The organism is Paenibacillus sp. FJAT-26967 (assembly GCF_001541095.1).
GTDB lineage: Bacteria > Bacillota > Bacilli > Paenibacillales > NBRC-103111 > Paenibacillus_F.
Window position 1 is genome coordinate 186,926 of sequence record NZ_LMXH01000006.1, and the last position, 26,013, is coordinate 212,938.

The 26,013-nt window shown below is 50.0% G+C and carries 25 protein-coding genes; 10 read left to right on the forward strand and 15 right to left on the reverse strand.

What is annotated here, in order from left to right; all coding sequences use genetic code 11:
* Positions 1 to 224: 224 nt before the first annotated feature.
* The 3 genes from AR333_RS20015 to AR333_RS20025 are packed head-to-tail and all read left to right on the forward strand — an operon-like array spanning position 225 to position 3,278.
* The gene (locus tag AR333_RS20015; protein WP_068777146.1) at positions 225 to 857 is read left to right on the forward strand and encodes a helix-turn-helix domain-containing protein; all 633 of its coding nucleotides are present in this window, start codon (positions 225 to 227) and stop codon (positions 855 to 857) included.
* Positions 854 to 1,579, forward strand: a complete 726-nt coding sequence (locus tag AR333_RS20020; protein WP_068777147.1) for an ABC transporter ATP-binding protein — start codon at positions 854 to 856, stop codon at positions 1,577 to 1,579. Before AR333_RS20015 ends, AR333_RS20020 begins: the two co-directional genes overlap by 4 nt.
* Entirely contained in the window at positions 1,572 to 3,278 is a 1,707-nt protein-coding gene (locus AR333_RS20025) for a hypothetical protein (protein WP_068777148.1), read from the forward strand. The genes AR333_RS20020 and AR333_RS20025 overlap by 8 nt, the downstream gene beginning before the upstream one ends.
* 126 nt (positions 3,279 to 3,404) lie before the next feature.
* Here AR333_RS20025 and AR333_RS20030 read toward each other — a convergent pair whose 3' ends face one another.
* Complete coding sequence (locus tag AR333_RS20030; protein WP_068777149.1) at positions 3,405 to 4,049, reverse strand: HAD hydrolase-like protein; 645 nt, start codon at positions 4,047 to 4,049, stop codon at positions 3,405 to 3,407.
* 153 nt (positions 4,050 to 4,202) lie between these two features.
* Between AR333_RS20030 and AR333_RS20035 the strand changes: the two genes are divergently transcribed.
* Positions 4,203 to 5,102: a polysaccharide deacetylase family protein gene (locus AR333_RS20035; protein WP_068777232.1), complete on the forward strand. Its 900-nt coding sequence runs from the start codon at positions 4,203 to 4,205 to the stop codon at positions 5,100 to 5,102.
* Positions 5,103 to 5,349: 247 nt separating this feature from the next.
* Here the strand turns inward: AR333_RS20035 and AR333_RS20040 are convergent, their stop codons facing one another.
* Positions 5,350 to 6,648, reverse strand: coding sequence for an alpha-glucosidase/alpha-galactosidase (locus AR333_RS20040; protein WP_068777150.1), 1,299 nt, complete (start codon positions 6,646 to 6,648; stop codon positions 5,350 to 5,352).
* Positions 6,649 to 6,831: 183 nt separating this feature from the next.
* Between AR333_RS20040 and AR333_RS20045 the strand changes: the two genes are divergently transcribed.
* Positions 6,832 to 7,692 (forward strand): AraC family ligand binding domain-containing protein, encoded by an 861-nt coding sequence (locus AR333_RS20045; protein ID WP_367584834.1) that lies wholly within the window; start codon positions 6,832 to 6,834, stop codon positions 7,690 to 7,692.
* A 104-nt stretch (positions 7,693 to 7,796) separates the two neighbouring features.
* Here the strand turns inward: AR333_RS20045 and AR333_RS20050 are convergent, their stop codons facing one another.
* The 3 genes from AR333_RS20050 to AR333_RS20060 form a co-directional block, all read right to left on the reverse strand.
* On the reverse strand, positions 7,797 to 9,083 hold the full coding sequence (locus AR333_RS20050; protein ID WP_253735918.1) for a DUF1963 domain-containing protein: 1,287 nt from the start codon (positions 9,081 to 9,083) through the stop codon (positions 7,797 to 7,799).
* A gap of 125 nt (positions 9,084 to 9,208) precedes the next feature.
* Positions 9,209 to 9,436 carry a hypothetical protein gene (locus AR333_RS20055; protein WP_068777152.1) on the reverse strand — a complete coding sequence of 76 codons (228 nt, stop codon included), beginning with the start codon at positions 9,434 to 9,436 and terminating at the stop codon, positions 9,209 to 9,211.
* A 296-nt stretch (positions 9,437 to 9,732) separates the two neighbouring features.
* Positions 9,733 to 10,107 (reverse strand): GNAT family N-acetyltransferase, encoded by a 375-nt coding sequence (locus AR333_RS20060; RefSeq protein WP_156430970.1) that lies wholly within the window; start codon positions 10,105 to 10,107, stop codon positions 9,733 to 9,735.
* Between the two features lie 573 nt (positions 10,108 to 10,680).
* Between AR333_RS20060 and AR333_RS20065 the strand changes: the two genes are divergently transcribed.
* Complete coding sequence (locus AR333_RS20065; RefSeq protein WP_253735919.1) at positions 10,681 to 11,676, forward strand: hypothetical protein; 996 nt, start codon at positions 10,681 to 10,683, stop codon at positions 11,674 to 11,676.
* A gap of 179 nt (positions 11,677 to 11,855) precedes the next feature.
* Here AR333_RS20065 and AR333_RS20070 read toward each other — a convergent pair whose 3' ends face one another.
* Complete coding sequence (locus AR333_RS20070; RefSeq protein WP_068777154.1) at positions 11,856 to 12,506, reverse strand: hypothetical protein; 651 nt, start codon at positions 12,504 to 12,506, stop codon at positions 11,856 to 11,858.
* A 156-nt stretch (positions 12,507 to 12,662) separates the two neighbouring features.
* Here AR333_RS20070 and AR333_RS20075 point away from each other — a divergent pair, with 156 nt between their 5' ends.
* Positions 12,663 to 13,277, forward strand: a complete 615-nt coding sequence (locus AR333_RS20075; protein ID WP_068777155.1) for a PH domain-containing protein — start codon at positions 12,663 to 12,665, stop codon at positions 13,275 to 13,277.
* 226 nt (positions 13,278 to 13,503) lie between these two features.
* Here the strand turns inward: AR333_RS20075 and msrA are convergent, their stop codons facing one another.
* The 5 genes from msrA to AR333_RS20100 form a co-directional block, all read right to left on the reverse strand.
* The gene (gene msrA, locus AR333_RS20080; RefSeq protein WP_068777156.1) at positions 13,504 to 14,181 is read right to left on the reverse strand and encodes a peptide-methionine (S)-S-oxide reductase MsrA; all 678 of its coding nucleotides are present in this window, start codon (positions 14,179 to 14,181) and stop codon (positions 13,504 to 13,506) included.
* A 91-nt stretch (positions 14,182 to 14,272) separates the two neighbouring features.
* Positions 14,273 to 15,019 carry an amino acid ABC transporter ATP-binding protein gene (locus tag AR333_RS20085; RefSeq protein ID WP_068777157.1) on the reverse strand — a complete coding sequence of 249 codons (747 nt, stop codon included), beginning with the start codon at positions 15,017 to 15,019 and terminating at the stop codon, positions 14,273 to 14,275.
* 13 nt (positions 15,020 to 15,032) lie between these two features.
* A complete protein-coding gene (locus AR333_RS20090) occupies positions 15,033 to 15,692 on the reverse strand; it encodes an amino acid ABC transporter permease (RefSeq protein WP_068777158.1) in 660 nt (219 codons plus the stop codon).
* 73 nt (positions 15,693 to 15,765) lie between these two features.
* A complete protein-coding gene (locus AR333_RS20095) occupies positions 15,766 to 16,542 on the reverse strand; it encodes an amino acid ABC transporter substrate-binding protein (RefSeq protein WP_068777159.1) in 777 nt (258 codons plus the stop codon).
* A 149-nt stretch (positions 16,543 to 16,691) separates the two neighbouring features.
* Complete coding sequence (locus AR333_RS20100; protein ID WP_068777160.1) at positions 16,692 to 17,741, reverse strand: BtrH N-terminal domain-containing protein; 1,050 nt, start codon at positions 17,739 to 17,741, stop codon at positions 16,692 to 16,694.
* A gap of 564 nt (positions 17,742 to 18,305) precedes the next feature.
* On the opposite strand from AR333_RS20100, the gene AR333_RS20105 reads away from it, so the two are divergent.
* Positions 18,306 to 19,193, forward strand: a complete 888-nt coding sequence (locus tag AR333_RS20105) for a hypothetical protein (protein WP_068777161.1) — start codon at positions 18,306 to 18,308, stop codon at positions 19,191 to 19,193.
* A 285-nt stretch (positions 19,194 to 19,478) separates the two neighbouring features.
* Here AR333_RS20105 and AR333_RS20115 read toward each other — a convergent pair whose 3' ends face one another.
* The 4 genes from AR333_RS20115 to AR333_RS20130 all read right to left on the reverse strand — a co-directional run bounded on the left by AR333_RS20115 (position 19,479) and on the right by AR333_RS20130 (position 23,744).
* Entirely contained in the window at positions 19,479 to 19,952 is a 474-nt protein-coding gene (locus AR333_RS20115) for an SRPBCC family protein (RefSeq protein ID WP_068777163.1), read from the reverse strand.
* 310 nt (positions 19,953 to 20,262) lie between these two features.
* Positions 20,263 to 22,302, reverse strand: a complete 2,040-nt coding sequence (locus AR333_RS20120; protein WP_068777164.1) for a carbohydrate-binding domain-containing protein — start codon at positions 22,300 to 22,302, stop codon at positions 20,263 to 20,265.
* Between the two features lie 22 nt (positions 22,303 to 22,324).
* Complete coding sequence (locus AR333_RS20125; protein ID WP_068777165.1) at positions 22,325 to 23,008, reverse strand: DUF4956 domain-containing protein; 684 nt, start codon at positions 23,006 to 23,008, stop codon at positions 22,325 to 22,327.
* Positions 23,001 to 23,744, reverse strand: coding sequence for a polyphosphate polymerase domain-containing protein (locus AR333_RS20130; protein WP_068777166.1), 744 nt, complete (start codon positions 23,742 to 23,744; stop codon positions 23,001 to 23,003). The genes AR333_RS20125 and AR333_RS20130 overlap by 8 nt, the downstream gene beginning before the upstream one ends.
* Before the next feature lie 246 nt (positions 23,745 to 23,990).
* Here AR333_RS20130 and AR333_RS20135 point away from each other — a divergent pair, with 246 nt between their 5' ends.
* Positions 23,991 to 24,668 carry a response regulator transcription factor gene (locus AR333_RS20135; RefSeq protein WP_068777167.1) on the forward strand — a complete coding sequence of 226 codons (678 nt, stop codon included), beginning with the start codon at positions 23,991 to 23,993 and terminating at the stop codon, positions 24,666 to 24,668.
* Positions 24,668 to 25,939 carry a cell wall metabolism sensor histidine kinase WalK gene (locus tag AR333_RS20140; RefSeq protein ID WP_068777168.1) on the forward strand — a complete coding sequence of 424 codons (1,272 nt, stop codon included), beginning with the start codon at positions 24,668 to 24,670 and terminating at the stop codon, positions 25,937 to 25,939. Before AR333_RS20135 ends, AR333_RS20140 begins: the two co-directional genes overlap by 1 nt.
* The last annotated feature ends 74 nt before the right edge of the window (positions 25,940 to 26,013 follow it).

A 26,013-nucleotide genomic window follows, 5' to 3' on the forward strand; every position in this document is an offset into this window, starting at 1 on the left:
GAGGGAGGACTCTCCACTACTGCACAGCATAGACGTTTAAGGCCGGCAGCCCGGGACGCTGAGCATATGCCGCTTAAGTCTACTTCTTTTCTCCTCACTTTGCAGTATTAAATATCACACTATTAGGATAGGAATAGAATATAAGAAGAAAAGATTGCAATATTGGGCATTTAACATTATCATTATTGATAATGATAATGTTATGGAGAGGGAGATTGCGATCTATGAAAGAATCGAAAGCGGATCTCATCGTCCATCCCATCCGCATGAAGATCATTCAGACTCTTCTCGGAGACCGCAGGCTGAGCGTCCAGCAGATCGGGGAAAGATTGCCTGAGGTTCCTCAGGCATCCTTGTACCGTCATATCCGCAAGCTAGCCGACGCGGGAGTGCTTCAGATTGTTGAAGAGCGGGCCGTGCGGGGGACGATCGAGAAAGTGTACGCGCTGGCTGCCGCCGCCGTAGGCGTCTCGGCCGATGAAGCGGCCACAGAGACTCATGAGGCCCATATCCGGCACTTTATGACCTTTCTGGGGAGCATGCTGACAGACTTTGATACCGCTCTGGCGAGTAAGGAGCTGCCCTTCGAGCAGCGGGCCGGCTACAGCCAGCTTACTTTTTACCTGACTGAGGAAGAACAGCTTGAGCTGTTCAAGGAAATTTCGGATGCCTTTCAGCGGCGAATGGGGCATGAACCCGGACCGGATCGTCGTAAACTGACGGTTAATACCATCCTTACCATACAAAAAAAGCCGGCAGCCGGCACCGCTGCTTCAGCTGCAGAAGATGAATCGGAACCGGACGTTAACCGCTCCGTTCAACAAGCACCAACCGAAACAAAGGGGGACATACAATGATCGAGATTAAAGGAGTAACCAAGAGCTACAACGGTAGTACCAAAGCGGTAGAACACCTGGACCTGACCATTCCCAAAGGAGAGATCTTCGGCTTCCTCGGCCCTAACGGCGCCGGCAAGACGACCACCATTAAGATGCTGACCGGAATCATCCGGGCGGACAAAGGGTCGATTCGAATTAACCAGGTCGATATCGCGGAGAATCCGCTCGAAGCGAAGAAACAGTTCGGATATGTGCCCGACAGCCCGGATATGTTCTTAAGGTTAAAAGGATTGGAATATTTAATCTTCATGGCGGACATCTATGAGGTACCCAAAGAAGTGCGCCGGGAGCGCATTGAGAAGCTCGCCGCCCGTTTCGATATGAGCGCCGCGCTTAACGACCCGATCCAGAGCTATTCCCACGGCATGAGACAAAAGATCGTGGTCATCGGCGTTATGCTTCACGATCCTTCGGTCTGGATTCTGGATGAGCCTCTGACCGGACTCGATCCCAAGTCCTCCTACACGCTCAAAGAAATGATGCGTGAACACGTCAACGCCGGGAACACCGTGTTCTTCTCCACACACGTGCTGGAAGTCGCCGAGAAGCTCTGTGACCGTGTCGCAATCATTAACAAAGGCGTTATCCTGTTCTGCGGAACGTTCCGGGAAATGCAGGAGCATTTCAAGAAGAACGGCTCGCTTGAAAGTCTGTTCCTGGAGCTGACGAACAATGAATAGAACGTGGCTGCTCACCCGGATGCTGCTTAAGAACGGCGGCGGTCTGCTCATGATGGGCGGAGCCGGTGAGGCTTCGGCGCGGGGAGGAGGGGTCGCCGGCAAGAAGAAAGCCCGGCAAACCGTCCTGAAAGTGCTCCTTGCCCTTGTACTCGCCTCCCTGATCTTTCCGATCTCTGCTTTTGTCTCGTCCCTGTATGAAGGGCTGGCCCAGACGGGACAGGAGGGAGCTCTGCTTGGTCTGGGTATGTGCGTCGTCAGTATGGCCGTACTGCTGTTCGGCATCTTCTATGTCATCAACGTATTCTACTTCGCCCAGGACATTGATCAGCTGCTGCCTTTGCCGCTGCGACCGTATCAGATCCTGTCCGCCAAGTTTATCGTGACGCTGCTCTACGAATATGTCCTTATCGCCATCTTCTTCGGCCCGCTTCTGGTCGTCTACGGAGTCAAAAGCGGCGCCGGTATTCTGTTCTACGTATACGGTCTTGCTGTCTTCCTTGCACTGCCGGTCATTCCGCTCGTGATCGCTTCCCTGCTGGCTATGGTGCTCATGCGGTTCACGAACGTAGCCAAGAACAAGGACCGCTTCCGGATGTTCGCAGGCATTCTGGCCGTAGCCTTGTCGCTGGGCATTAATCTGATGTTCCAGCGCATTACCAACCGGCCCGGCGCTGATCCGGAGCAAATGCAGCAGATCCTGACTCAAAGCAACGGAGGCCTGCTGGATCTTATGACCCGCATGTTCCCGAATGCCAAATTCGGGTCTCAAGCTCTGATCATGGCGGACAGCTGGACCGGTCTCGGTTACCTTGGCCTCTTCCTGGCGCTGACCACAGTATTCTACGGCGTTTTCACCTTCGTTGGAGAAAAGCTTTATTTCGGCGGCGTCATGGGCGCTTCCGAATCGTTCTCACGCCGCCGGGCTGTCACCTCCAAGCAGTACGATCGTGCAGCGGCACCAAGCTCTACTGTGCGGGCCTATACCCTCAAGGAAATCCGGGTTCTGCTGCGCACACCGGCCTATTTCCTCAACACCGTGCTGATGAGCCTGCTGTGGCCGGTCATTATGGCCATTCCGCTCGCCAGCAACACGGAGAATTTAGCGGGGCTGGGAGAGATCGGCTCCATTCTTCTCGACCCGGAAACGGGCGGAATTTTCCTGGCCATCGGGCTGGGCGTCCTGCTGTTTACATCCGGAGCCAACTCGACATCGGCAACGGCCATTTCGCGTGAGGGGCAGATGTTCTTCATTAATAAGTACATGCCGATTCCGTTCCGGACCATTCTCTTAGGCAAAATCATTCCGGCCTTCCTGCTCAGCCTGATCACCATGGTTCTGCTCCTGGTCTCGATTGCCGTGTTCCTGAAGACGCCTCTGCTCTTCCTTGTCATGCTCTTTGCAGCCGGCCTGCCGCTTCTTCTCTTTATGTCCCTGATCGGCATCTGGATCGATCTGATGCATCCTAAGCTGCACTGGGACAATGAGCAGAAAGCCGTTAAGCAGAATCTGAACGCTCTCTTCCCGATGCTGCTTGGACTTCTGCTCGGAGGCGCGCCGATCGTTCTCACTTTTTTACTGAAACTCGGTGTATATACGGTGTTCATCTCCATGCTAGTCTTGTTTATCCTTCTGAACGTGGCTCTCTACCGTTTTCTCATGGCAAAAGGACCCGCTTGGCTGGACCGCATCGAGAGTTAAGCTCCAAACAACGCGAAAACCCGGTTTGCCCGCCTCAAGCGGCATACCGGGTTTTTTGTGATGAAATTATAAACACGAGGATGATCCCCGCCCGGGCTTCTGCCCCCACTTCGATCAGTTATCGGCTTACGCCGGGGCAAATCCGAATTCCTGCAAATACCGCGGAATATCGGACGGAGTCACCGCCAGTTTATCGGGTCTCCCGGCTTCCAGCAGCTCCGGCTTGTCGATCCCCCATGTTACGGCGATCATCCGCACCTTTGCCTTCCGGCAAGCCTCAATATCACGCTGCTCGTCCCCCACATAAATCAGGTCAGCAGCCGTCAGGCTGAGATCCTTCTGAAACTGCCGCAGCTTCTTATGCTTGCCGAACAGGCTCTTCGTGCAGTACACATGATCGATGTCCGTCTCCATTCCATGGGCGGCCAGGAATGTTCGTATCGCCGGTTCGGAGTTCGAAGACAGGACGGCCAGCCGGTAACCGGCTGTTTTGAGCTCGCCGAAGAGCTCCTTCATACCGGCATACGGCTGCATCCCGCTCATATCCTGCCGGTACAGGCTGTTAAATTCGAGCACCAGCGACGGGAGTTTGTACAGGGGAAGGCCCATCCGCTTGCATCTTTCCGCGATAGTCAGAGAGCGCAGTTCATCGAGCGAGTCCTGTTCCAGCCTTTTAAAACCGTGCTTATCCGCTAACTGGTTAATGACCTGCTCGATGCGGTCCAAAGAATTTGCGATAGTTCCATCAAAATCAAACAGGACAAACTTCATAGGAACGGCTCCTTTTCACATAAGGTCTGATTGTTGTTCCCATTGTATCAAATATGGCCGGGAATCTCTCTTGTTTGTGGCTCCGCCGTCAAGAGGACTATAATGAAAGAATGCAAAGAAGAAATTTCTAAGCAAAGTCAGGAGGAACTTGGCATGACAACAGCGCAAAAACTGGGCTACAGCGAAACGGACCGGTTGTTAATTATCAACGCGGATGACTTTGGAGCTTCACACACCGGCAACGAAAGCATCTCGCACCTTCTGGAGGAAGGAGCGCTTTCATCCGCTACGATCATGATGCCGTGCGGCTGGGCACGGGAAGCGGCACGCTGGAGTGCCGCCCATCCCGAGCACAATATAGGGATTCACCTGACTTTTACGAGCGAATGGGAAAATCATAAATGGGGGCCTGTCACCCGGAATGCCGGCACCGGATCTTTAACGACAGCGGAAGGTTATTTCCCGGCGGATTGTCTGACCTTCGAGAAGAACGCCGACCCTCAGCAGGTACGGATCGAAATCGTCCAGCAGATTGAACTGGCTATCGCAATGGGCATAGATCCTACTCACCTGGATAATCACATGGGCAGTCTGTACGGGCTCAGAACAGGCCGCGACTTCCTGGACATTGTGTTCGATGTCTGCGCGGCTTACAAACTGCCTTTCCGCATGCCGCGTTACTTGACCGGGCAATACATTCAGCCCGCAATCATCGAGATTGCGGCGGCAAGAGCCGGGCTGGCGGACACTATGGGCGTCCTCATTCCCGATTATCTGATGGACTGGCCTTACGCACCGGGAAGCGGAGAAAGCTATGAAGAAGTAAAGCAGCGTATGATCGCAACGCTCCGGGCGCTGAATGCCGGCGTGTCCGAGCTGATTATTCATCCTTCCCTTGTCACCGAAGAGCTTAAAGCGATGACCCCGCACTATGCTTGGCGCGGCATTGAATTGGCACTATGCAGAGATGCCGAGATCCGTCAGGTAATCGAAGATGAGAACATCAAGCTCATCCGCTGGTCGGATCTAAGAGAGGCGCAGCGCGGACAATAATGGAAGTGCAGATGCCGCAACATACAGAATGCCCAGGCTGAGTTCCAGCTCTGGGCATTTGCTTTTAGTAACCGCAAGATCAAGCAGCCAAGAAACTAATCTCAGCGGCAAGCGGCACTGATATAGTAGAATTCATATGCAGACGGGAGCCTGCTACAAATTACGGTTCATATTGAGACACAGAAGCCTCCGTTTCCCTGGAATATACCGGGGTCTGGAAGACATTATTTGAAATCTGGAAGGCAATTTATTTAAAAGCCGGCAGCCAGCTGCCGTGTGCTTCGATAAGGTCATCGCACAAGGACACGATGTCGTCTATGGACAGTTCCGCGGACGTATGCGGGTCCAGCAAAGCGGCGTGGTAAATGTGCTCCTTGCGCCCGGTTACGGCCGCCTCGATGGTGAGCAGCTGAGTATTAATGTTGGTCCGGTTCAGTGCAGCCAGCTGCGGCGGGAGGGCCCCCACATAAGTCGGCGTCACACCGGAAGCGTCAACGAGACACGGCACCTCGACACAGGCTTCGTCGGGCAGATTCGTAATAAGACCTGTATTCATGACGTTGCCGCCGATTGTATACGGCTTATCGGTCTCCATCGCATCCAGAATGCGGGAAGCATATTCATGACTGCGTGTGTGCCCGATGTTCCCGCTCGCGAGCAGCTTCTCACGCATCGATGCCCAGCCGTTAATCTGATTCACGCAGCGGCGCGGATATTCATCCAGCGGGATGCGGAAACGCTCAATGAGCTCGGGATAGCCGCGCTTAATAAAATAAGGATGGTATTCCGCGTTATGCTCCGACGATTCCGTGACATAGAAGCCAAAGCGCAGCATCAGTTCGAAGCGCACCATGTCATTGTGCCCCTCCTTCTGCTTCTGGGCGGCACGGCGCTTAATCTCCGGATACAGGTCGACGCCGCCACTCTTCACTTCAAGCAGCCAGGCCATATGGTTAATGCCTGCGATCTTCGACTGGACGCCCGTCTGGTCCATATCCAGCGCTTCGAACAGCTCCGATACGCATTTCTGCACACTGTGACAGAGGCCGACCGTCTTAACGCCGCCGACTGTATTCATAACATTCGTCAGCACGGCCATCGGATTCGTATAATTCAGGAACCACGCATCCGGACATACGTCCTGAATATCCTGGGCGAAATCAAGCATAACGGGGATCGTCCGCAGATTCCGGAAAATGCCCCCGATTCCAAGCGTATCCGCAATCGTCTGACGCAGGCCGTACTTCTTCGGGATTTCAAAATCCGTAATCGTGCACGGGTCATAGCCCCCTACCTGGATCGCATTAATGACATACTTGGCGCCACGCAGGGCTGTTTTCCGGTCTGTGTAGGCTTTGACTGTGCAGCTGCTTCCGAGGGTCTGCTTCATGCTCTGCAGCAATTGCTCCGAATCTTTCAGACGCCCGGCGTCAATATCGTATAAAGCCAGCTCAAATCCTTGAAGAGCTTCCGTCAGCATGACATCACCCAGAACATTTTTGACAAAAACAGTGCTTCCCGCACCCAGGAATGTGATTTTGGACATCGTAAGTTCGCCTCCGTTTAAGTTGGAACATTGTAGGATAGGAATTAACCTAACTATAAACGGGGCTGTGCGGGAAGAACATGGAGTAACCCATTAGCTGCATGTCATAATCCAAGTTCTGAATCCGTATATTCTCCCTCTTCCATCCTTTTATTTGTTATGATCTATGTTACACGGAAGGAATTGAGGTGCTCCATGGCTCAGATTAACGTCGTCAGCTCCAGGCATTCCCTGCAGGGCCAGATGGACCTCAGCCTGCTGTTCTTCGGCAGGCAGGACTGTCCTCCCGGACACTTCTGGGGGCCGGGTCTGCGCGACTCCTACATCCTGCACTACGTCCACAGCGGATCGGGCACCTACAGGATCGGTGATAAGACCTATACGCTGACCGCCGGGCAGGGGTTCCTGATCCCGCCCGGTACGCTTGTCTACTACCGGGCAGACCAAACCGACCCATGGACTTACTCCTGGGTCGGTTTCAAGGGGCTGCATGCCAAAGCCTTCATGCAGAGGGCTCAGTTGTCCCCCGAAGATCCCGTCTTCGATGCGGGCAGGGGCAGCTGGCTGGAGCTGTTCTACAGCGAGCTGGAGAGCGCCCTCGCCGAGCCCCACGGCGATCTGCTCAGCCAGAGCACGCTGTACCGGCTGATAGCCGAGCTGATCCGCTGCTCTCCATCGGCAGCTGCCAAGCCGGGGCCCTCCAATACGAAGGAGGCCTACGTCGGCAAGGCGATCGAGTACATGGAGAGCAGCTACAGCCAGCGCATCTCCATCGCGGATATCGCCCGCTTCGTCGGGCTGGACCGGACGTACTTGTCCAGCCTGTTCAAGGTCCGGTTCGGCGTATCCCTGCAGATTTATCTGCTGGAATACCGCATGAACCGGGCCGTTCAACTGCTCCGCAGCAGCAAGGAGCTGACCGTCAGCGATGTGGCCCGGTCCGTCGGCTACACCGACCCGTTTCTTTTCTCCAAGATGTTCAAGAAAGTCATCGGCTCTTCGCCGTCCAGCTGCCGGGAACCGGCGGATTATCTGGAGGAGTAACTGCAACGGCTTCAATATCGGAAAGATTCCCTAAAGGATTGCCGACTGGTTCTGCGTTCCTGCACTTCGGGCAAGGCTCCGGGCTGTACTTCTGCCGCGGCAGTCTAAGTCTGCTGATAATGAACCGCCGCTATCCCGCAGGGCTGACACAGGAAGCCGTAGTAGATCCCCTCGCCGTACACCTCCACGTCCGCGCCGTTCAGCTGCGCAATGAATTTCATTGCCCGGGAACATTGCGGGCAGTCCGGATATTCCGCGTCCTGAATCCAGGCCGGGTGTCCGCCCACTTGAGAGGATGCCGCTGGCTCCATTGTCCATACAGCGGCATAATAAGGTCCGCGCGGCTCAGCAGATAGCCTCAGCGAGCGGGGAGCACTCCAGTCGCGGACGTCCTCCCCGTCTCCGGTTTCACCCGCGCCCATCGGCTTCCCGTTATGCACGCTCCAGGCAAAAGTCCCGTCTGTCTCCACATCCGTATACATATATCCGTAGCAGTTGCAGGTCAGACAGGCGGCGATCTTCAGCCTCTCACCCCCGATCCGCAGAAACTCCAACGAAGGATGAGCGAGATTAAGGTCGAACAGGACCGCCAGCGGCCGGCCGCACCACTGACAGCCTTGCCCGCTCTCTGTCAGGAGAACAGCGGCGTCATCCGGGGCAGAGGCGCCTTGTTCAAACGGATAGCTGGTCTTGTAGAATAAATCCCTCCGCTGCCCGTCTTCCGTCAGTTCCCAGCCTGCTTCATGCGCATATAGCTCGGGCGCCACATACAGCTCCCCGCGCCATACCGGAGGCTCTGAACGCCACCTACGGAACAGCTCAACGACCGTCTCATCCCCGATCCAGGCCAGAGCAAGCAGCAGATGATTGCGGTTGCCTGCATCCGTGTCAATCTCGCAGATCAGATGGTCTCTGATCCCGGCGGGTGCCTGCCGGTACAGAATTCCGGGGTAATACCGCTGCTCACGAATGAGGTCTCCCAGAAATTCGGCAATCGGCACCTCAGCAAAACAGGCAAGAGAGAGAAGTATCTCCTCTGCCTGGTCCATCCTGCTCTGCCCGATTAATTCCGCGGTATAAGCTTTCAGCTTAGCCACATCGTGCTTCGAGAGCATGCGGTAGAGCTGTTCCGCGCTCTTGTCATATGGAATATAGTTTTCCAGCACATTTCGCTGTCTCGGGGTATACATGATCTTCAGAATTTCAACGGGATCCGTAACATTCTCGTAGAGGTTGATGTCCTTGCGGTTAAGACGGATATACTCCTCCTGCTCCCGCCGTTTCATCGCTTGCCGGCAGGGCATGCAGTAGCCGCCTGTTTTGTCGGCCGTGGCCGGCAGAATAACAGCCGCACAGTTTTCACTTTTGCAGGGAATGCGGATGACAGACACAGGAGAATCCCCTTTCCAAACGACTCAATTTTTCAATCTAACCTTACATACCATGAATCTATTCTACAAATGAACATACAAAAAAGCACCGATCCTGTTAGGCTCAGTGCAGCTTCCCTGCTTCACTACTTGCTGCTTACGATCTTATCTATTTCGCTTTTCAGCAGAAGATACCTGTGGACGCTTCTCATGATCCGTACCTTGGTCAAGTTGTTTTTATCGACATACACCTTCATTTGATCCTTGGAAAGGCCCAGTAGTTCTCCTGCCTCGGTAAGCGTTAAAACCGCTACATTGCTCGTTGCATTAAACGTTTGCTTAACTTTTTGGTTCCAATCTTTACCTGCATTCATTATACAGACAGCCCTTCTATTAGATCTTAAATGGTAGAACCTTTATTATACCACGAGTTTACATAAATCCTCAGTAAAATATTCATCTTTTTTCCGCAGAACCGCACAATGGCCCGTCTTAAACATGAGAAGCGCCCACGCTGAACCAAATAACCGTGATCTGGCAAGCTTCAGCACCGGTTAGCTCTGCTTATGAACACCGTAGACGCCACGCAGCGTATGTGCCAAAAAGGCCTGCGCACATAGCGCAAGCCCTGGATGACAAGTCTTTGACGAGCTATGCAGCTCCCCCGTCCTTATGGACCTGATTGAGAAACGCTATCCGAACTATAAGGATCGGCATACTTTGTCGATGTCTTGTTATCCCATACATCCGCGTATTCCGGATTCTGCTCAAACTGCTCCAAGGCAAAGGAACAAGACGGAATAATTTTACGGCCCTTTTCTCTCGCTTCGTCTACCACCATGTTAAGCAGCTGTCTTGCGAGATTATGGCCGCGGTAACGGGGATCAATATACGTATGATCAATTACCCAAGTACCCACATCGACCATTTGATAAGTGATTTCCCCTACTTTGCCTTCTCTGCCCGTAAGCACGTAACTGTTGCCCTGTTTCTGCACACTGACTTCCTCGGTTGTTCCCTCAGTCGTTTTTCTTTCCTCTTCCATGTTGTATGGCACCTCCGTTATAGAGAGTTGATCGTGATTGCTGCTTATGTGTACTTTCTTACCCGCCGCTCACAGTTATGAAGCGAAACGGTTTTTCTAGGGCAGATCTACGATAAAAATGCGGACTTTTCAGACACTTGGAAAACTGGATTTTTTAGTAAAATCAATAATCAAAAGGTATTTATTATTTATTAATTTTGATTACTATTTAATAATTTTTATAAATAAGAAGTCGCCATTTTATGGAGAATTATTCCGTCTTATCTAATCATTTATGTCGAAAACATCTACTCATTGTCGAATTTAGTTGATTAGTGTCATTTTTTCTATCAAAATTTGTGCTTTTTTTATAAAATTTTTACAAAAGTTTTGGATTTGTTTTCAAGACTCATAAATTGTCGATTGCAATTCTATTTGGATATGATACTATAAATTGGAATAAAGGACACAAACAAAAACTATCAATAAGATAGAGTTTACGAAAAAAGGTGCTTTAACGCTTTCCCTGAAGAATGATAGTACGGGACCTACGGCATTATCGACATCTTTCGCATGCAAAGGAGATGAGTGTTTATGAATGGATGGGTTCCGAATTGGAACGGATTGTACATGCACGTCAAATGGTTTACGGAGGATATGGATTGGCATCCTATGCCCATGGCTAAAGTTATTACTCCCATTTTTTTATTCTGGTTAGGCTTCACCTTGGTCGTTCTACTCCTGTCCGCTATGTTCAACGAACGGTTGGAGCGGATCAGTCTAATTCGCAAAGTTCATCATTTTTTGGATCGTCTAAAGCGCTTTCAGATTCCTATTCTGCGAATCGGCCTCGGTTTGGGACTGATCTTGCAGCTTAGTACCGGCAGCTACCTTGCACCGACCTTTGTATCCGAGCAATGGTGGGTCTACGCTGTGCTCAGCATAGCCATTATAGGGCTCCTTCACAGGAAATTGTTATTTGTAAGCGGTATCGCTTTGACTATTCTCTATATGTATACGCTATCACAATACGGGTTGTTCGAATCACTGGATTATATGTTCTACGTCGGCATTATTTATTACCTGCTTATTATCAACACCAAGTGGAAAAGCTCCGCACTCCCAGTGCTCTATACCTTTACCGGATTATCACTCGCCTGGCTTTCGATGGAGAAAATGACGCTGGCCAAGCTCGCTTGCTCGCTTATGCACGAATACGGCATTCCGACACTCGGTTTTACCGTAGAAGATTTCGTCTTGATCAGCGCGTTTATTGAATTAGGACTTGCCTGGGCGTTTATTGTAGGCCTCATGAACCGCTTCACGGCCCTTGCCCTGACTGGCGTGTTCCTGTCCACAACCACTTTTTTCGGTTTCACCGAAATCGTCGGACATACCGTCGTCCACACCTTGTTGATCATCTTTCTGATTGAAGGCCGGGGCGAATCCAAGACGCTGTTCAATTTCCATCGCAGGCCCGCGCTGCGTTATACCTTCGTAGTAGTCAACTTCTGCGTGCTGCTGTTCGGACTCATGGGGGTATACATCTGGATGGGACAGCCGGGTAACCAGTTTTTCGCAGTTAATTAGATTTCATTAATGAAAGAGGGGAATTAGCAGACTAGCCGCTGGAGAGCGAACGCGTACGAGCAAGGTGCAGACCTATGCGTACGGGCTCTCCGGGCTGCCTTTATCTAAATAAAGAACTTCCAAGAAACCTGCCGTTCCTGCTTCAAAAGATGTATGTGTCTACAAGCTGCGGAGTTTGATCACGCCCTGCTTTCCTGAATGCCAAGGGCATCGAGTTCCTCCAGTGCAGCCTTTGCATCCCGTTTGGGATTCAGTGCAGCAATCAGTTCCTCTGTAATCGCGGAACCGCTGAATATCTGAAGAACCGCATCAAGATGGACGGGCTCATCATAATAGCTTTCTGCCCAATCCGCATACTGCTGCGGCGTATTCTCCAGTCTGCCCAACAGGAATCCGGAACCGTCATCCAGTCCCTCGGGATTCTCAACCTCTCCTGTCCGCCACTGTGAGTCTCCTGACTCCCGCCATATGCAGAATGTCACATCCTCGTATTCGAACATTTCGTTATCCTCCAGGTAGACAAGCAGTTCCTTGGGCGTTTCTTCGTATATACCGGGCCAGACACCGTATTCTTCTCCCGCATGGGGACTTAGTGGGGACAGATGGTCGAATCCTTTGATGATGACCCCTTCCGGTGCATACACGATATACAAGTCGTCTCCCGCTCCGTTATCTACGATACCCAGCTCGGCCCCACCCCTCCACTGCGGCTCATAACGATGCACGCGCGGCCATTTATCCGCAGAGAGGATCACATCCAAAGCCGCCAAGATCCGTAGACGGTTCTTCAACACGCCCGGTTCCGCCAGCGGGCTGTCCCATATTCTCATACCAGTTCCTCCTCAGAATAATGCCATCTATGCCGGACTATTCCGTTCTAAATCTATTGGAATTTTCCTTCTCACACATGATCTTCTTATACTATAATGGAAATATCGACCATAAGAATTCCCATTTTAGATGATAAGAAGCGGAGATGAAAGTTCATGTTCAAAAAAGCAGCTGCCGACATGCTCGGGCTCAGCGATATCGGTGCGGTCATCCGCCCGGAGAACTACGATAAGGTAGATGCCGACGATTATGTGATGCATGAGGATGGCGAGAAAATTTATTTCCTGATTAAATCGAAATCCGATGAATACTGTTTCACCAATCTTGCCCTCATCCACCTGGATGGAACCAGCGCGATCAGCAAGAAACGTACGCTTAACCGTTACCCGTACTACTTGTCTCCAATTACTGCCGTCTCGATCGAAACGGCGGGAACGGTCGACCTTGATGTGGAAATCAAATTCACCATCGGTGATCGTATCTTCAGCATCGATGTGCATAAGAAACATCTTGAAGAAATTAAAGACCTCTACAAATCATTAAACAAAATCTCAGAGATCACGTACGACAATGAGATTAAGCTCAGCCATTCCAAAGAAAGCCTGGCCATCGCCGCCAATACACTGAGCAGCATCAACAAGCTTGACGGCAATCTCGTTGAACAGTTTAACGGTATTAATCAGTCGGCCTACGAATGGATGGAGAAGTCCTACAAACAGTACAAGGTCAAAGATTTTGCACCGATTTTCGAACGTTATATTCATTTCTAGTCCCGAATATTCACTTTATTAAACAAGAGAGACCTGATCCGGATCAGGTCTCTCTTTATTTCTGCACATACTGTCCACAATTCCTTCGAGCTTGCGTCTACAATGGCACACCGACATGCCGGCCTGTTAAACGTCAAGCATGCGGCCTCTTGCACTTGATCGTGTATCAAAATGCCGCTCTGTCCGCTTTACGGGCTGCTCTGCATTCTGCCGCCCGGAATACAGGCTACCACCGGATTTGCCGGATAAGTCCTGTCACCGCCTCCTTGTGCGCGTGGCTGAACGGTCCGCTCTGAATTTCTTGTATAATACGCTCCAGATTCGTATATCCCTTGGCCAGCCCGTTCAAGCGGGCTGCCAGCGTTGAGGTCATCCATTCATCATCCGAAGGATACAGAAGGCGCAGCTTATCCACGGCGTCCGGGTACCTTTGGAGATAATACTTCTGGTGTCTCTTCTCGGCAAGGTACCAGCGGGAATACGGGGCGATCTCCGTCTCCGGCCTTCCTTTACCTAGTGCAGCCCGCTTTTGAATAACATGCCGGATCTCTTGGCGCTGCTCCTCATCATGATGAAAGAGCAGGGACATGTATTGCCGTCCCTTGTAATCGTTTATGTTAACCGGATTGTGACTGCTCCAGAAAATGTCTAAGATTTCCCCGAAAGTGATCCCATCCGGATCAAAGTCAATTTGAACCGTCTCCGAATGATCCCCCATCTCACGGTAAGACGGATCCGAGGTGGTGCCGCCCGCATAACCTGTACGGGTTCTAACCACACCCGGCAAATGCCCGAACAAGGCTTCCGGGCTCCAAAAGCAGCCCATACCAAGCGTTGCGGTCTGGAGGTTGTCCCCTCTGGCAGAAGGTTCAGTCGAATCAGGCAGTCTGGTCTCATTACCCATCGTTTTACAGCCTCCTTTCTCACATCTTAACATAAACAAACAGACATCCTGTCATGCAAGATGTCTGCTGTAGCTATTCTATCAAGAAGAACTATTTAAAACTCCGGTTAAGAAAAGCCTTCGTCCGGTCGAACTGGGGGTTCGTAAAGATCTGCTCCGGATGGCCCGATTCGATTATCTCCCCGTGGTCCATGAACATCACCCGGTTAGCCACCTCTCTGGCGAACCCCATTTCGTGAGTCACGACGATCATCGTCATATGCTCCTCTGCGAGCTTCTTCATCACCTGAAGCACCTCGCCCGTCAGCTCGGGGTCAAGGGCGGATGTCGGCTCATCGAAGAGCAGGATCTCGGGGTTCATCATCAGCGCCCGGGCAATCGCAACCCGCTGCTTCTGGCCGCCCGACAATCTGGACGGATACTCGGACGCCCGTCCTCCGAGGCCTACCTTCTCCAGCAGCTCGGCGCTTCTGCGGCTGATTTCCGCACCTGTTTCACCTTTTACGACTTTGGGGGCGAGCTCCAGGTTTTCTTTTACCGTCAGGTGGGGAAAAAGATTGAAATGCTGGAACACCATTCCCATCTTGGAGGTGATTCTCTTAATCTCCCCCGGCTTAGAGTAGAGTCCGTTCCGGACCAGATACTCACCCGACACCCGGATGCTGCCGCCATTAATCTCTTCGAGGTGAACCAGGCTGCGGAGCATCGTGCTTTTGCCTGACCCGGAGGGCCCGATCACCGCAACGACATCATTCTTATGGACGTCGAACGTCATTTTCTTCAAGACTTCCAGGGTACCGTATGATTTGGTAAGCCCATCGACTTCAATAATAGCCACAAGCGCCATTCCTTTATTCGTATTTAAATCTTCTTTCCATCCATTTGAACAGCAAGGTCAATAGAAGGGTCATGATCAGATAAATAATACCCGCTATAAAGAACGGGACAATGGTAAAGTCACGGTTTACGGCGGTCTGTGCAAAGTGCAGCAGCTCCGGCACCGCGACCGCATAGAGCAGCGCCGTATCCTTAATCAACGTGATGGATTCATTGGATACTGCCGGCAGCACGACCCGGAACATTTGCGGCAGGATAATACGCGTAGTGGTCTGCCATTTGCTTAAGCCGAGCACCTGAGAGGCCTCATACTGCCCTTTGTCGATAGCAAGCAGTCCTCCGCGGAAGATCTCCGCGAAATAAGCGGCATAGTTCAGGATGAATCCCAGACAGGCTGCGGCGAACCGGTCCAGTACCAGATATTCGCCGACAACGGGCAGCATGGGCAGCCCGAAGCAAATAATGAGCAATTGAAGCAGCAGCGGCGTACCGCGCATGACATAAATATAGGTGTGGGCCAGCCAGGAAACCGGTTTGCTGCTGCTTTTGACCGCCAGTGTCAGCCCGAATCCGAGCGGTATCGAGACCACAATAGCAATCAAGAACAGCAGGACGGTCATCTGGGCCCCTTCCAGCATAGGCAGGACCATGGTGTTCCAATAATCTGCAGACATAAAAAGTCCCTCCAAAAACAAAATGGGATTTCAATTAAGAAATCCGATTTGTTTTATCTTCATTCAGTTCTGATTACTTCAATACTTTATTCTCGCCGAACCATTTCTCGGAAATCTTCGCAGCCGTACCGTCCTGATTCATATCATCGAGGGCTTTCTGAAGCTTCTGAAGCAGAGCTTCATTGCCCTTCTTCACGCCGATTCCATATTCCTCAGGAGCCAGCGAATCATTCAGCAGTTTAAAAGTCCCCTGATCCTTGGCCATGTAATACTTAATCACGACTTCATCAATGACAACCGCTTCCACCCGGCCGATTTTCAAATCGCTCAAGGCGAGGACATTATCCGCATATTCCGTAACGGACTTGATCTTCGATTTAACCGGATTCGCATTCAGCGCATCGGCAGCCGAAGAAAGTGACTGGAGCCCTACAACTTTACCCGCCAGATCATCCAGCTTCGTCACAGGTGAATTACTCTTCGTAACTACAACCTGTGCATTTTTAAGATAAGGCTTGGTAAAAAGAACTTTCCCTTTACGCTCGTCCGTAATCGTATATCCGTTCCAAATCAGATCGATTCGTCCGCTGCTCAGCTCAGATTCTTTGGTCTTCCAGTCGATTGGCTGGAATTTAACCGCCTGGCCCATCTTCTCACCGGCCGCCTTGGCGTAATCGATATCAAAACCGACGATTTCGTTCTTCTCATCCCGGAAACCCATCGGCGCAAATTTGTCGTCAATTCCAATGACCAGCTCTTTGCTGCCATTCTCTGCTCCTTTGGACGAACATCCCGTAAAAATAGAAAGGGCTGCTGCCATAATTAGAACCATTGATGCTACACGTTTCATCTGTAAGAGGCCACCTTTGAATAAGTTTGGTTACTTTATTGCGTTACCACGTTATCAAGAATAGCACATTCTCTCAAATGGGTCGATAGCTGTTGAGATATTTAGAGAATGAACACAGCAAATGACATACGAAGCCGGCTAGTCTCGCTTCAGACCGGAGTTTTCAAGGCCGCTCCGATCTTGGCTATATCTTTTAATAACTTAATCTCCATTTCCATAATTTCATCAGATAAACTGTTAATCATAGAAGAACTGGAGTTTTCAAGACCGGCCTTCCTTCTCCCCGTATTAAGCACGATGATATTGGTGAGCTTTTTCCATAAGCCGCTGCATTCATTCATGAGGATCCGGATATGCTCTACATGGGAAGGGTCCTGATCGTGCATGGAAATAAAACGGTTAAGAATGTTAAATAATATTTTTTGACTGGATATATAAGCCATGATCAACTCATTATCGCTATGCGCAAGATACTCAAGTTTAGACTGGATGAAATGCTCCTCATTTCCCGCAAATTCCATTATCATATCCGAGATGTCAATTAATGCGTTCAGACTGGAATCTATCGCAGGTGCTTTTACCGCTCTCATCGCTTTTATACTTCCATCCATATAGACGAAGGATTCCTTATACATGTCGAAACCGCTTTCCAAAGTCTCGTAGAGCATATAGAACTCGGAACATACGTCGCCGATCTTGGTCCGCAGAGCCGGATAGGGCCTGCTGTTCGTTAAGGAAACAAGCTGCTCGCCATCCTGTATGACAAAGCGTCTTCTTTCCCGGTCATAACCTTTTACAAGAATAAGATGCGGATGGTCATTCCTCAAATATTCTTCACAATAGAAGATCGCTTTCTTACTTACAGGCACGAATACGGGTCTTCCCTCGGTTAAATTTTCTTCAATTTTCTCTACCAGGTTATCTTCTATGTTTATATCGGCCATCTCTAATCCTAGTTTTTCTTTGAGGAGATAAGATTCAATGGAATCTAAATCATGATGATAAAGTCGAGGAGCATCACGATCGGCGGGATTGAAATTATAGTGGAAGAACAAGTAGAAGTACAAATAAAACAAATCGGGATATTCCTGGTTAAAGGTTTGCGTTGCTAAATATTTGGGTGCCAAAAAACAGTTGAGCCCATGCTCATCATATAAGTACTGGTCAAATATACAATCGATTCCGTTTAAAACTTTCATCACTTAGCCCCCCATACATCATTAATAGTTATGTAAAGCGAGTAAGACACTATTCCTTCGATGATACGCCCCGGCAATCCGGATTTTTTCCATTTACAAATCGTATTTCCAATATCAGTATTAATCATTAGCCGTTTTTTTACAATACTTTTTCACTCTAATGGAGCATGAAGAAGGACACCCCGCCATGCCTGGTATCTGGATCATGAAGCCGCACTCCCCAGTCATCTATATGCAGCCGATTCATATCAAGGTTCTATCAAGTATGATCCTTATGTAATAAATAGATTTGTAAGAATTAATAATAACAATTAAAACATTGAAACTAATCCAGTATGCCTAACAGGGTCACCTAGGCAATGGAATTTTTAATTCTTTAAACCATGGGACCAGGATGTGCTACCCTGTTAATTTAATCGCGGTTCTTCGCCAAATTACTCAACTTCAGTTCATAATGACACAAATAGTTGTTACCAATATATTGAAAAGGGGTCTGATATGATTTAATCTTAGTAAGCAATATTAATTATTTAGTTACTTAAAAATAAGGGGAGAGATTATCCGATGAAGAAAAGCTTCAAACGTCTTTCAGTTACGACCGTACTTGCTTTGTTCATTTCGTTATTCGCATCATTCACGGGGCTGGCTGCAAGCGAAGAGGGGCGTGTCATGCGCTTTGATTCAAAGCTGGGCGGCTATGTCACCATTTCAAATGTAGTTGAATTAACAATGACCGAGGACGTAGGTTATGGTGAGGTTAAGTATTTAGCGACGGGCCCAGTGAAGGTGACCTTCTATGGGGAACTGTCCGAAGAAACGGCAATCGCCAAATGGGTGGACGATGAAAGCCTGGAATACGTAGATATCGTCAATAACTCAGCGGTGCTTACAGAAGCAGTGGATTACGGTATTTTCCCTGTATTCCAAGGCGAAAACAAGGACGATAATGCTCCCATTCTACTGCAAGTAATTGGAGGCGAAGCGGGTACGGAGGTTCTGGGTACGGAAGAGTCTGAGACTTTGTCAGCGATTCCTACACCTTCCAAAGTATTGGTAAACGGCAAAGATGTGGCATTCGAGGCTTACAATATCGAGGGTAACAACTATTTTAAATTACGGGATTTGGCGATGTCGGTAAACGGCACGGAAAAGAACTTCGAAATCAGCTGGGATGCCGACAAGAACGCAATTGCCCTCGCCACTAATAAAGCTTATACACCAGTAGGCGGAGAACTGGCTGCTGCTGAAGGATCGGCAAGCAAGCAAGTGCAGGAAACGTCAGCCAGTGTATATCTCGATGAATTTGAAGTGTTTTTCGTTGCATACAATATTGATGGGAATAACTACTTCAAACTTAGAGACGTTGCAGAATTGATGAATATCGGTGTTACGTGGGATGCCGATGCTAATTCCATCCGGATTGATACGAAAGATGACTACAAAGCAGAGTAAGGGAAGCGGGGAATGAAGCGCCCCTCATACATACTCCATTCCGTGCTTAGAAACTCACGCTATAGAGATATGACAGTTAACAAGATCTATGTTGAAAGAATCCCGGGTGCTGAAATTCAGCATCCGGGATTCTTTTTGCTTGCACACATGTATTTGCTTGCACACATGCAGGATCTGCTGCTTCCTGTTCAGCGGTTCCCGTATGCTTATTATTGCAAGGGAACCTCGGACCCGACTTCTCCCCTAAGAAAAAGAAGCTTGATTTACTTCTGAATAGTAGGGCCGCTAGTACGAAATCAGCTTCACACCAAGGGTAGAAGCGATTCCTTTGGCTCCATCATTCATCACCCTGCTGTGGTTCCATATAAATACAGGCCTCAGAATCGGCCCGAGCAGATTCATCCACCTCTTGTTCGGATTTACCTGCCAAATGTACTGGACATGAGCCACGCTGCCTTCCTGAGCTAATCTCCAGGCGCCTTGGCCCTCCAGCTCCCCACTCGCTTTTATTTCCAGATATTGCGGTTCTTCTCTTCTTATAACTTCGGCTATAAAAGCCAGCTTGTACGGAAGCTTCGTACGGAAAACATAATTATACTTGCTGCCGATTCCATTGGGATCCGAGCTCATATGTATAGGCTCCGAACTGACTCCCGACCACCAATTATTATCCGCGGTACCGCCGATCAACTCCCAGACTTCCCGGATATCCGCATTAAACTTCCAGTTCGTTTCAAAATGATACGCATAAGCGGGCACACCCTTCAGCCTCCTGCATCCTTGCCAGCCCCCGTGCACCGGTTTCAGCTTAGCTTGCTCACCCGCATACCGGCTTCTGCCGCAAGGTTTCGAATTAGTAAATATACTTTTTATAAACAATAATCGGGTTAAATAATCTTATCGCTTGCTCCCTATGCCGGTCAGCGCCGTCGCTCCCCCGGGCAAATCCCAATGGCTTATGCTTATAACAATCCAAAAAACCTTCAAACCACTTGAAGTGGAATGAAGGTTCTTTAAGTTGCCGCCCCTAATGCATGAAGCTGCTTATACCTACTGGCGCATACCCGTCCTAGGGCCTGCTCATTTCACCAGGGCCGCGTTTTCCGCCAGGCTCGCCCGGATTGCCGCCTCCGTGTCCTCCCCCGAATCCGCCCGGACCGGAGCTTCTCGCCGTAGTCACGCCGTTCTCATCGAGCCATGTCACTATACCGGAGACAGTGAAATCAACCGTTTTCGCTTCTCCGGTATACAAGGAGTAAGCGGCATCCTTTTTGAGATCAGGCGAGCCTATGACTATCGTCTGAAAACTCTTGTCAGGGGTATAGCTTGCCAGTGTTTTCCCGTTCTTGTCCCGCAGCTCGACCTTCGTCCCTGCCTTCTGCGCCTGAGGATAGGTCATCAGAATAGACGATTGAGTTGAGGAATCCGATGGTGCCTGCGCCATTCCCGAACTGCCGGCTGCAACCAGCAGACCTCCGCTTAGCTCGAAGGAGCCGTCATAATCGAGCGCGCCGTTGCCATTCATGGTCGGCCCGTTTACATAGACGGTCCCGCCCGACATCAGGATGGATCCGTTGGAATCCAATCCGTCGCCGGAGGCATTCACATAAATACTGCCGCCTGTAATCTTAAGCTTGTTGCCGGCAGAGGAAGAATTCAACTTATTCTGCCCTCCACGTCCATTCGTCGACGATCCGTCCGCCCCTCCGCCGATATTAATCCCGTCGTCGCTCGCGGTCACATGAATCTCCCCGCCTGCGAGGGTGATGTCCGAGCTCTCGATCCCTTCATAGCTCTTGGTAATCTGAATCTTGCCGCCGCTGATCAGAATCGACGAATCCGCATGAATACCGTCATCCCCGGATGCGATAGAGAAATCCCCTCCGGCTATAGCAATGATCTGGTTGCTGTGAATAGCATCATCCGCTGAGTCGATGCTGAATGTCCCCTTCGCAATCGTGATAGCCTTACCCGCTTTAATAGCTTTGGCGCTGGCCGTTTCCGCAGCCGCATCGTCTGCCTGGGCGCTGCTCTTCGGTTGGGTAGCCGCCTCCGATGTGACTGGCTTGTCTGCTCGCGCTCCGCCTTCGCCGTTCATTTCTCCCGGTGCCCCGCCTTCTGCTTGGCCCGGGAAACCTCCCGTTCCTCCCTTCATTCCGCCCGGCATATCCCCTTTCATGCCGCCTCCTGCTTCACTCTTCGCAGGAGCGCTCGCGCTCCCGCCACCGGATGAGATCGCGAATGTACCGCCGTTCACTTGCACAGAGGCTGCCGCCTGTATGCCATCTTTGCCCGCCTTAATCTGAAACGTTCCTCCGTCTACATGGATGATTCCTTTGGCGGCATCCGTGTCATTAGTCGATTTGATTCCGTCTCCCGCAGCATCAATCAAAACCGTGCCTGCTTTGAGCGCTACCAGATCTTTTCCCATAATCCCGTCATCAGCAGCAGAGACCGTAATCGCCCCTCCGGTAATCCGAAGATCGTCCTTGCTCGTCACTCCATTATTGTAATTACCACGGACGGTCAAAGCGCCGGTTCCGTTAATGGTAAGATCGTCTTTGCTATAAATCGCCGCATTCGGCTCATCCGTCGTGGAATCAACCACCGTATACTTGGCCGCATCTGTTACTGCGTTCTTGGTGCCTTCCTGAAGCGTAACAATGGTTTTATCCGCTTGCTTCACATAGATCGCCGCACTTACTTTGCTCGTAATTTCTACACCATTCAGCACCAGCCAGACCTTGTCTTCTTTGGGCGCATCAACAACAATCTGGCCTCCATCCCATAAGCCGCTTAAAACATAGGTGCCTGCCGCGGTAATCGTCAAGGTACGATCCTTTGCCGCTGCCCCGGTCCCCGTAATGTCCGCGCCCGCCGCGCTCAGCTCAATATAGTTCGGGCTCGCCGCCTTCCAATCGATATTCTCGTCATCCTTGCTGTAGGACACAGGGACCGGTTCGGTTGAAACTTGAGATTGCATCGCCGCTGGCGAAGCTGAGGAAGTATCAGTTTGAGTAGCCCCCTGGCTCTGACAAGCCGGCAGCATCACTGCGCACAAAAGCGCCAACAATCTAATCTTCTTTGTATTTGTATGTTTATTGTTCATCGTCATCCATCCTCCTCAGGGTTTAATAATCCGAAGCTTGCGGGTTCATAGTTAAAGTAATATTCAAATTCCCGTTCCTGCATCTGAGAGCATCGATCAAATCCTTTTGGTTCGCAGCCGGATCCATAGTAATCGAATACACCAGTTCGAAGAGACTGCCTAACTCGGTCGTTTTGACCTTTTTCAGCTCATGATCGACTTGGAATTGTCTAAAAACCTCCAGGAAAGCTTCCTCATACGCCAAATCTTCCGGCACCGTTATTTTCAGCAATTTCTGAGTGGTTTTTTGGGCGCCGAATTTGAATTTGTGGAGCACGATCATCAATGTACATAAAATCAAGGTAAACATAATGGCATACCCGTAAACACCGACACCGCAGGCAAGACCCGTTGCCATCGTAAACAGAACAAAAGCGATATCCTTCGGATCACCGGGTGCGCTGCGGAAGCGGATAATGGAGAATGCACCGGCTAGACTGAAAGCTCTCGCAATGTTGTTGCCGATCAGCAGAATAATAATCGCGATGATGGAAGGAATCAGAATCATCGTCAGCGCGAAGTTCTGGGAATAAGTCTGTTTGCTGGTTTTCATATAAGTGATACTGATAATTCCGCCTAACAAGAATGAAACCACAATCGTCAAGAGCGAGTGACTGAAGGTTAAGGTTGCGTTAGTTGTTGTCGTCGAAAATAAAGATTCAAGCATATACACGTTCTCCCTCCGGATGTTGTTGCTGCATGCGCATTTTTCTATATTCATTGCCGTACTTCGAGAAACTCGTCCGAAACATGCTGTGCTCCGACAGCAGGCGGGCCAGCCAGACGGGGATGGTCTTCTCCGCTTTGACTTCCATGAGCCATTGTCCGGGGCCAAGCAGCGGCTCACCATGGTTACCGCTCTCCAGCATCAACTCGGTTCGCCTCGACCTTATATTACAATCGAACGTAATCCGCAAATCCCTGCTCTCTTTACTGAACATCGCAATTCGGTCATAAGCCAAGTACACCTTCGGCTCCAAAGCATATCGCTGAAGGAAGTATTCGATTTCGCTCAACACTTGCTTATTCATGTAGCTTGCAAGTTCAGGCTTGACTCCCGTGCGGACAAATTCATACGCTTCATCTGTCTTCAGAGCCGTCCTCCGCTTGTTCACGAGGCCATGAACCTTCTTCTTGATCTCCATATACACCTTGGCCCCCGGCTCAGGAACCCCGTAGGAACGAAGCCTAAGCTTTTCTTTATACTTGGGCTTGAGCAGGGAATTCCGTATTAAAGCATGGTCCCTCGTATCGTAGTAGAGGTTACTAATGGAATAAAACGTATGCTTCCGGTTATATTCATCCAGCTCCATGTATGCAAGCAGCTTCTCATGAATCATGCGGAAGCTTGTGTCATCAAGCAGATATTTGTTCTCATATCGGTTAAACACCTCAATGGCCATCCTACTTGCTCCTTCCTGTGTATCTTGGATGGCTCCATCTTAGGACGTGAACCTTTAACGAACCTTAAATACTTTTCTGGGATCTCTCAAAAGGGAAAAAAGCCCTAGCCATAGGAGTAATTGGCTCCTTAGAACCGAATCATACGGCAAGCCGTAAAACATTCCATTTAAGGTTCATTAAAGGTGCGGAATGCTATAATAGTCCTACTACAACCGCTGTTAGCGGGAAGGATGGAGTCAGAAACCATGAGAATCCTAATCGTTGAAGACGAAACTCATTTAGCGGAGGCTCTCGCCCATATCCTTCGGAAGCAGCACTATTCCGTTGATGTGGTCCATGACGGCAGCTCGGGTCTGGATTATGCGCAAAGCGGGATCTATGATCTGCTGCTGCTGGACATTATGATCCCCGGAATGAGCGGACTGGCTCTGCTGCAGACGATCCGCAAAGAAGGAATCGCTACGCCGGTTATCCTTCTTACAGCGAGGGGCGAGACGGAGGACAAAGTATCCGGGCTCGATTACGGAGCCGACGATTATATAGCCAAGCCGTTCGTTACAGAAGAATTGCTGGCCCGCATACGTGCCGCACTCCGGCGCAAGGGCGAAGTTGTTCCGGACAACGCCCTGCATTATGGCGATATCGAGCTGAATACGGCCACATTAAAGCTCTCATGCAGAGGCAAGGAAATTAAGCTTATTTTGAAAGAAAGCGAGCTGCTGCAGCTCTTCATCATGAGGAAGCAGGCGGTTACGCCTAAGGAATTAATCATAGAGAAATTATGGGGCTTTGATGCCGAGGCGGAGCATAATAATGTGGAAGTTTACGTTTCATTCTTGAGAAAAAAGCTCGTCCACCTGAATTCGGCTGTAGGAATCAGCACCATTCGGGGAGTCGGCTATGTGCTAGAGGTGAAAGCTTAATGTTCAACAAGCTGCGAAATAAATTTCTCCTCCTGAATATGATTATCATCTCTTTCATGATGCTTATCGCATTCAGTTCGATTTATATCATCATGGATCAGAATATTAGCCGTGATATCGATATGGAGCTGCACCGGGAATCCGATTCTCGTAAGCCGGCAGGGAAATCCGCTCCGTTCAGACCTAACACTGCCCCTCAGGAACCTCAAGCGGGCGCGGGTAACAACGGAATGTCGCCTCCGCTTCGTTCCGCATCTTTTGCGCTTGTCACGGACAAGCAGGGCACAATCCAAACCGTTTCATCCCGCTTTGATATGACCGCTGAATTCTATAACCAGATTAAAACCGCAGCCTTAGCCAAAAACAAGCAGCAGGGGAAGCTCAAGCTCGATGATGTTCATTGGGCCTATGCTGTGCAGACTGTTCCCGACGGCTATGTGATCTCCTTTCTCGACGTTACCTCCCAGCAAGCCTTCTTGACCAACTTGATCTATGCATTCCTAGTCGTGGCTTCCGTCATGCTTGTCATCATTTTCTTCATCAGCCGTTTCTTCGCCAATCGTTCGATCGGACCCGTACAGGAGGCATTCAACAAGCAAAAGCAATTTATTGCCGATGCTTCACATGAACTCAAAACCCCTCTTACCGTAATTAACACCAACGTAGATGTGCTGCTGGCTCATGAAGACGACATCATCAAAAATCAGTCAAAATGGCTTATGTTTATTAAATCCGAGTCGGAACGGATGGGAAAACTGACGAATGACCTATTATATCTAGCGCAAATCGATCAAATCGATACCGGTGTGATGATGGCTCCCTTTGAAGTAAGTGAGGCTGTAGAACAAGTAGTCCTTACTATGGAAGCCGTTATTTATGAGCAGGATATCCACCTTACCTATGAGATCGAGCCTGGATTGACAGCGCGAGGCAGCATTGAGCAGTTCAAGCAAGTCGTCATGATCCTGCTGGACAATGCGATGAAATATACGGAGTCCGGCGGATCGGTCGATCTTACATTGAACAAGCGCCACCAGAATCTGGTCCTAATCGTCACCAATACGGGAAAAGGGATTTCTGAAGAGCACTTGGACAAAATCTTCGACCGATTCTACCGTACGGATTCATCCCGGACCCGCGGCCAAGGCGGTTATGGTCTCGGATTAGCAATCGCTAAGGCCATTATCGAACAGCATAAAGGAAACATCTATGCGAAAAGCGTGAAGAATGAGCAGGTTTCCTTTTTCGTGGAATTGCCCGTTCATATATAAGCGGAGGCTTCCATCGGTACATCAAAAATCCCCAGCCGGAAGGTTAGGGATTTTTGTTGTATTAATATCTTTAT

Bases quoted from the DNA above. Each gene is read 5' to 3' on its own strand.
- AR333_RS20055 (WP_068777152.1), bottom strand. From the start codon at position 9,436: ATGAATGCAGGTAAAGATTGGAACCAAAAAGTTAAGCAAACGTTTAAT.
- AR333_RS20100 (WP_068777160.1), bottom strand. From the start codon at position 17,741: ATGAAAGTTTTAAACGGAATCGATTGTATATTTGACCAGTACTTATAT.
- AR333_RS20040 (WP_068777150.1), bottom strand. From the start codon at position 6,648: ATGTCCAAAATCACATTCCTGGGTGCGGGAAGCACTGTTTTTGTCAAA.
- AR333_RS20060 (WP_156430970.1), bottom strand. From the start codon at position 10,107: ATGGAAGAGGAAAGAAAAACGACTGAGGGAACAACCGAGGAAGTCAGT.
- AR333_RS20030 (WP_068777149.1), bottom strand. From the start codon at position 4,049: ATGAAGTTTGTCCTGTTTGATTTTGATGGAACTATCGCAAATTCTTTG.
- AR333_RS20020 (WP_068777147.1), top strand. From the start codon at position 854: ATGATCGAGATTAAAGGAGTAACCAAGAGCTACAACGGTAGTACCAAA.
- AR333_RS20025 (WP_068777148.1), top strand. From the start codon at position 1,572: ATGAATAGAACGTGGCTGCTCACCCGGATGCTGCTTAAGAACGGCGGC.
- AR333_RS20105 (WP_068777161.1), top strand. From the start codon at position 18,306: ATGAAGAAAAGCTTCAAACGTCTTTCAGTTACGACCGTACTTGCTTTG.
- AR333_RS20095 (WP_068777159.1), bottom strand. From the start codon at position 16,542: ATGAAACGTGTAGCATCAATGGTTCTAATTATGGCAGCAGCCCTTTCT.
- AR333_RS20090 (WP_068777158.1), bottom strand. From the start codon at position 15,692: ATGTCTGCAGATTATTGGAACACCATGGTCCTGCCTATGCTGGAAGGG.
- AR333_RS20015 (WP_068777146.1), top strand. From the start codon at position 225: ATGAAAGAATCGAAAGCGGATCTCATCGTCCATCCCATCCGCATGAAG.
- AR333_RS20135 (WP_068777167.1), top strand. From the start codon at position 23,991: ATGAGAATCCTAATCGTTGAAGACGAAACTCATTTAGCGGAGGCTCTC.
- msrA (WP_068777156.1), bottom strand. From the start codon at position 14,181: ATGGGTAATGAGACCAGACTGCCTGATTCGACTGAACCTTCTGCCAGA.
- AR333_RS20075 (WP_068777155.1), top strand. From the start codon at position 12,663: ATGTTCAAAAAAGCAGCTGCCGACATGCTCGGGCTCAGCGATATCGGT.
- AR333_RS20120 (WP_068777164.1), bottom strand. From the start codon at position 22,302: ATGAACAATAAACATACAAATACAAAGAAGATTAGATTGTTGGCGCTT.
- AR333_RS20125 (WP_068777165.1), bottom strand. From the start codon at position 23,008: ATGCTTGAATCTTTATTTTCGACGACAACAACTAACGCAACCTTAACC.
- AR333_RS20070 (WP_068777154.1), bottom strand. From the start codon at position 12,506: ATGAGAATATGGGACAGCCCGCTGGCGGAACCGGGCGTGTTGAAGAAC.
- AR333_RS20140 (WP_068777168.1), top strand. From the start codon at position 24,668: ATGTTCAACAAGCTGCGAAATAAATTTCTCCTCCTGAATATGATTATC.
- AR333_RS20065 (WP_253735919.1), top strand. From the start codon at position 10,681: ATGAATGGATGGGTTCCGAATTGGAACGGATTGTACATGCACGTCAAA.
- AR333_RS20035 (WP_068777232.1), top strand. From the start codon at position 4,203: ATGACAACAGCGCAAAAACTGGGCTACAGCGAAACGGACCGGTTGTTA.
- AR333_RS20130 (WP_068777166.1), bottom strand. From the start codon at position 23,744: ATGGCCATTGAGGTGTTTAACCGATATGAGAACAAATATCTGCTTGAT.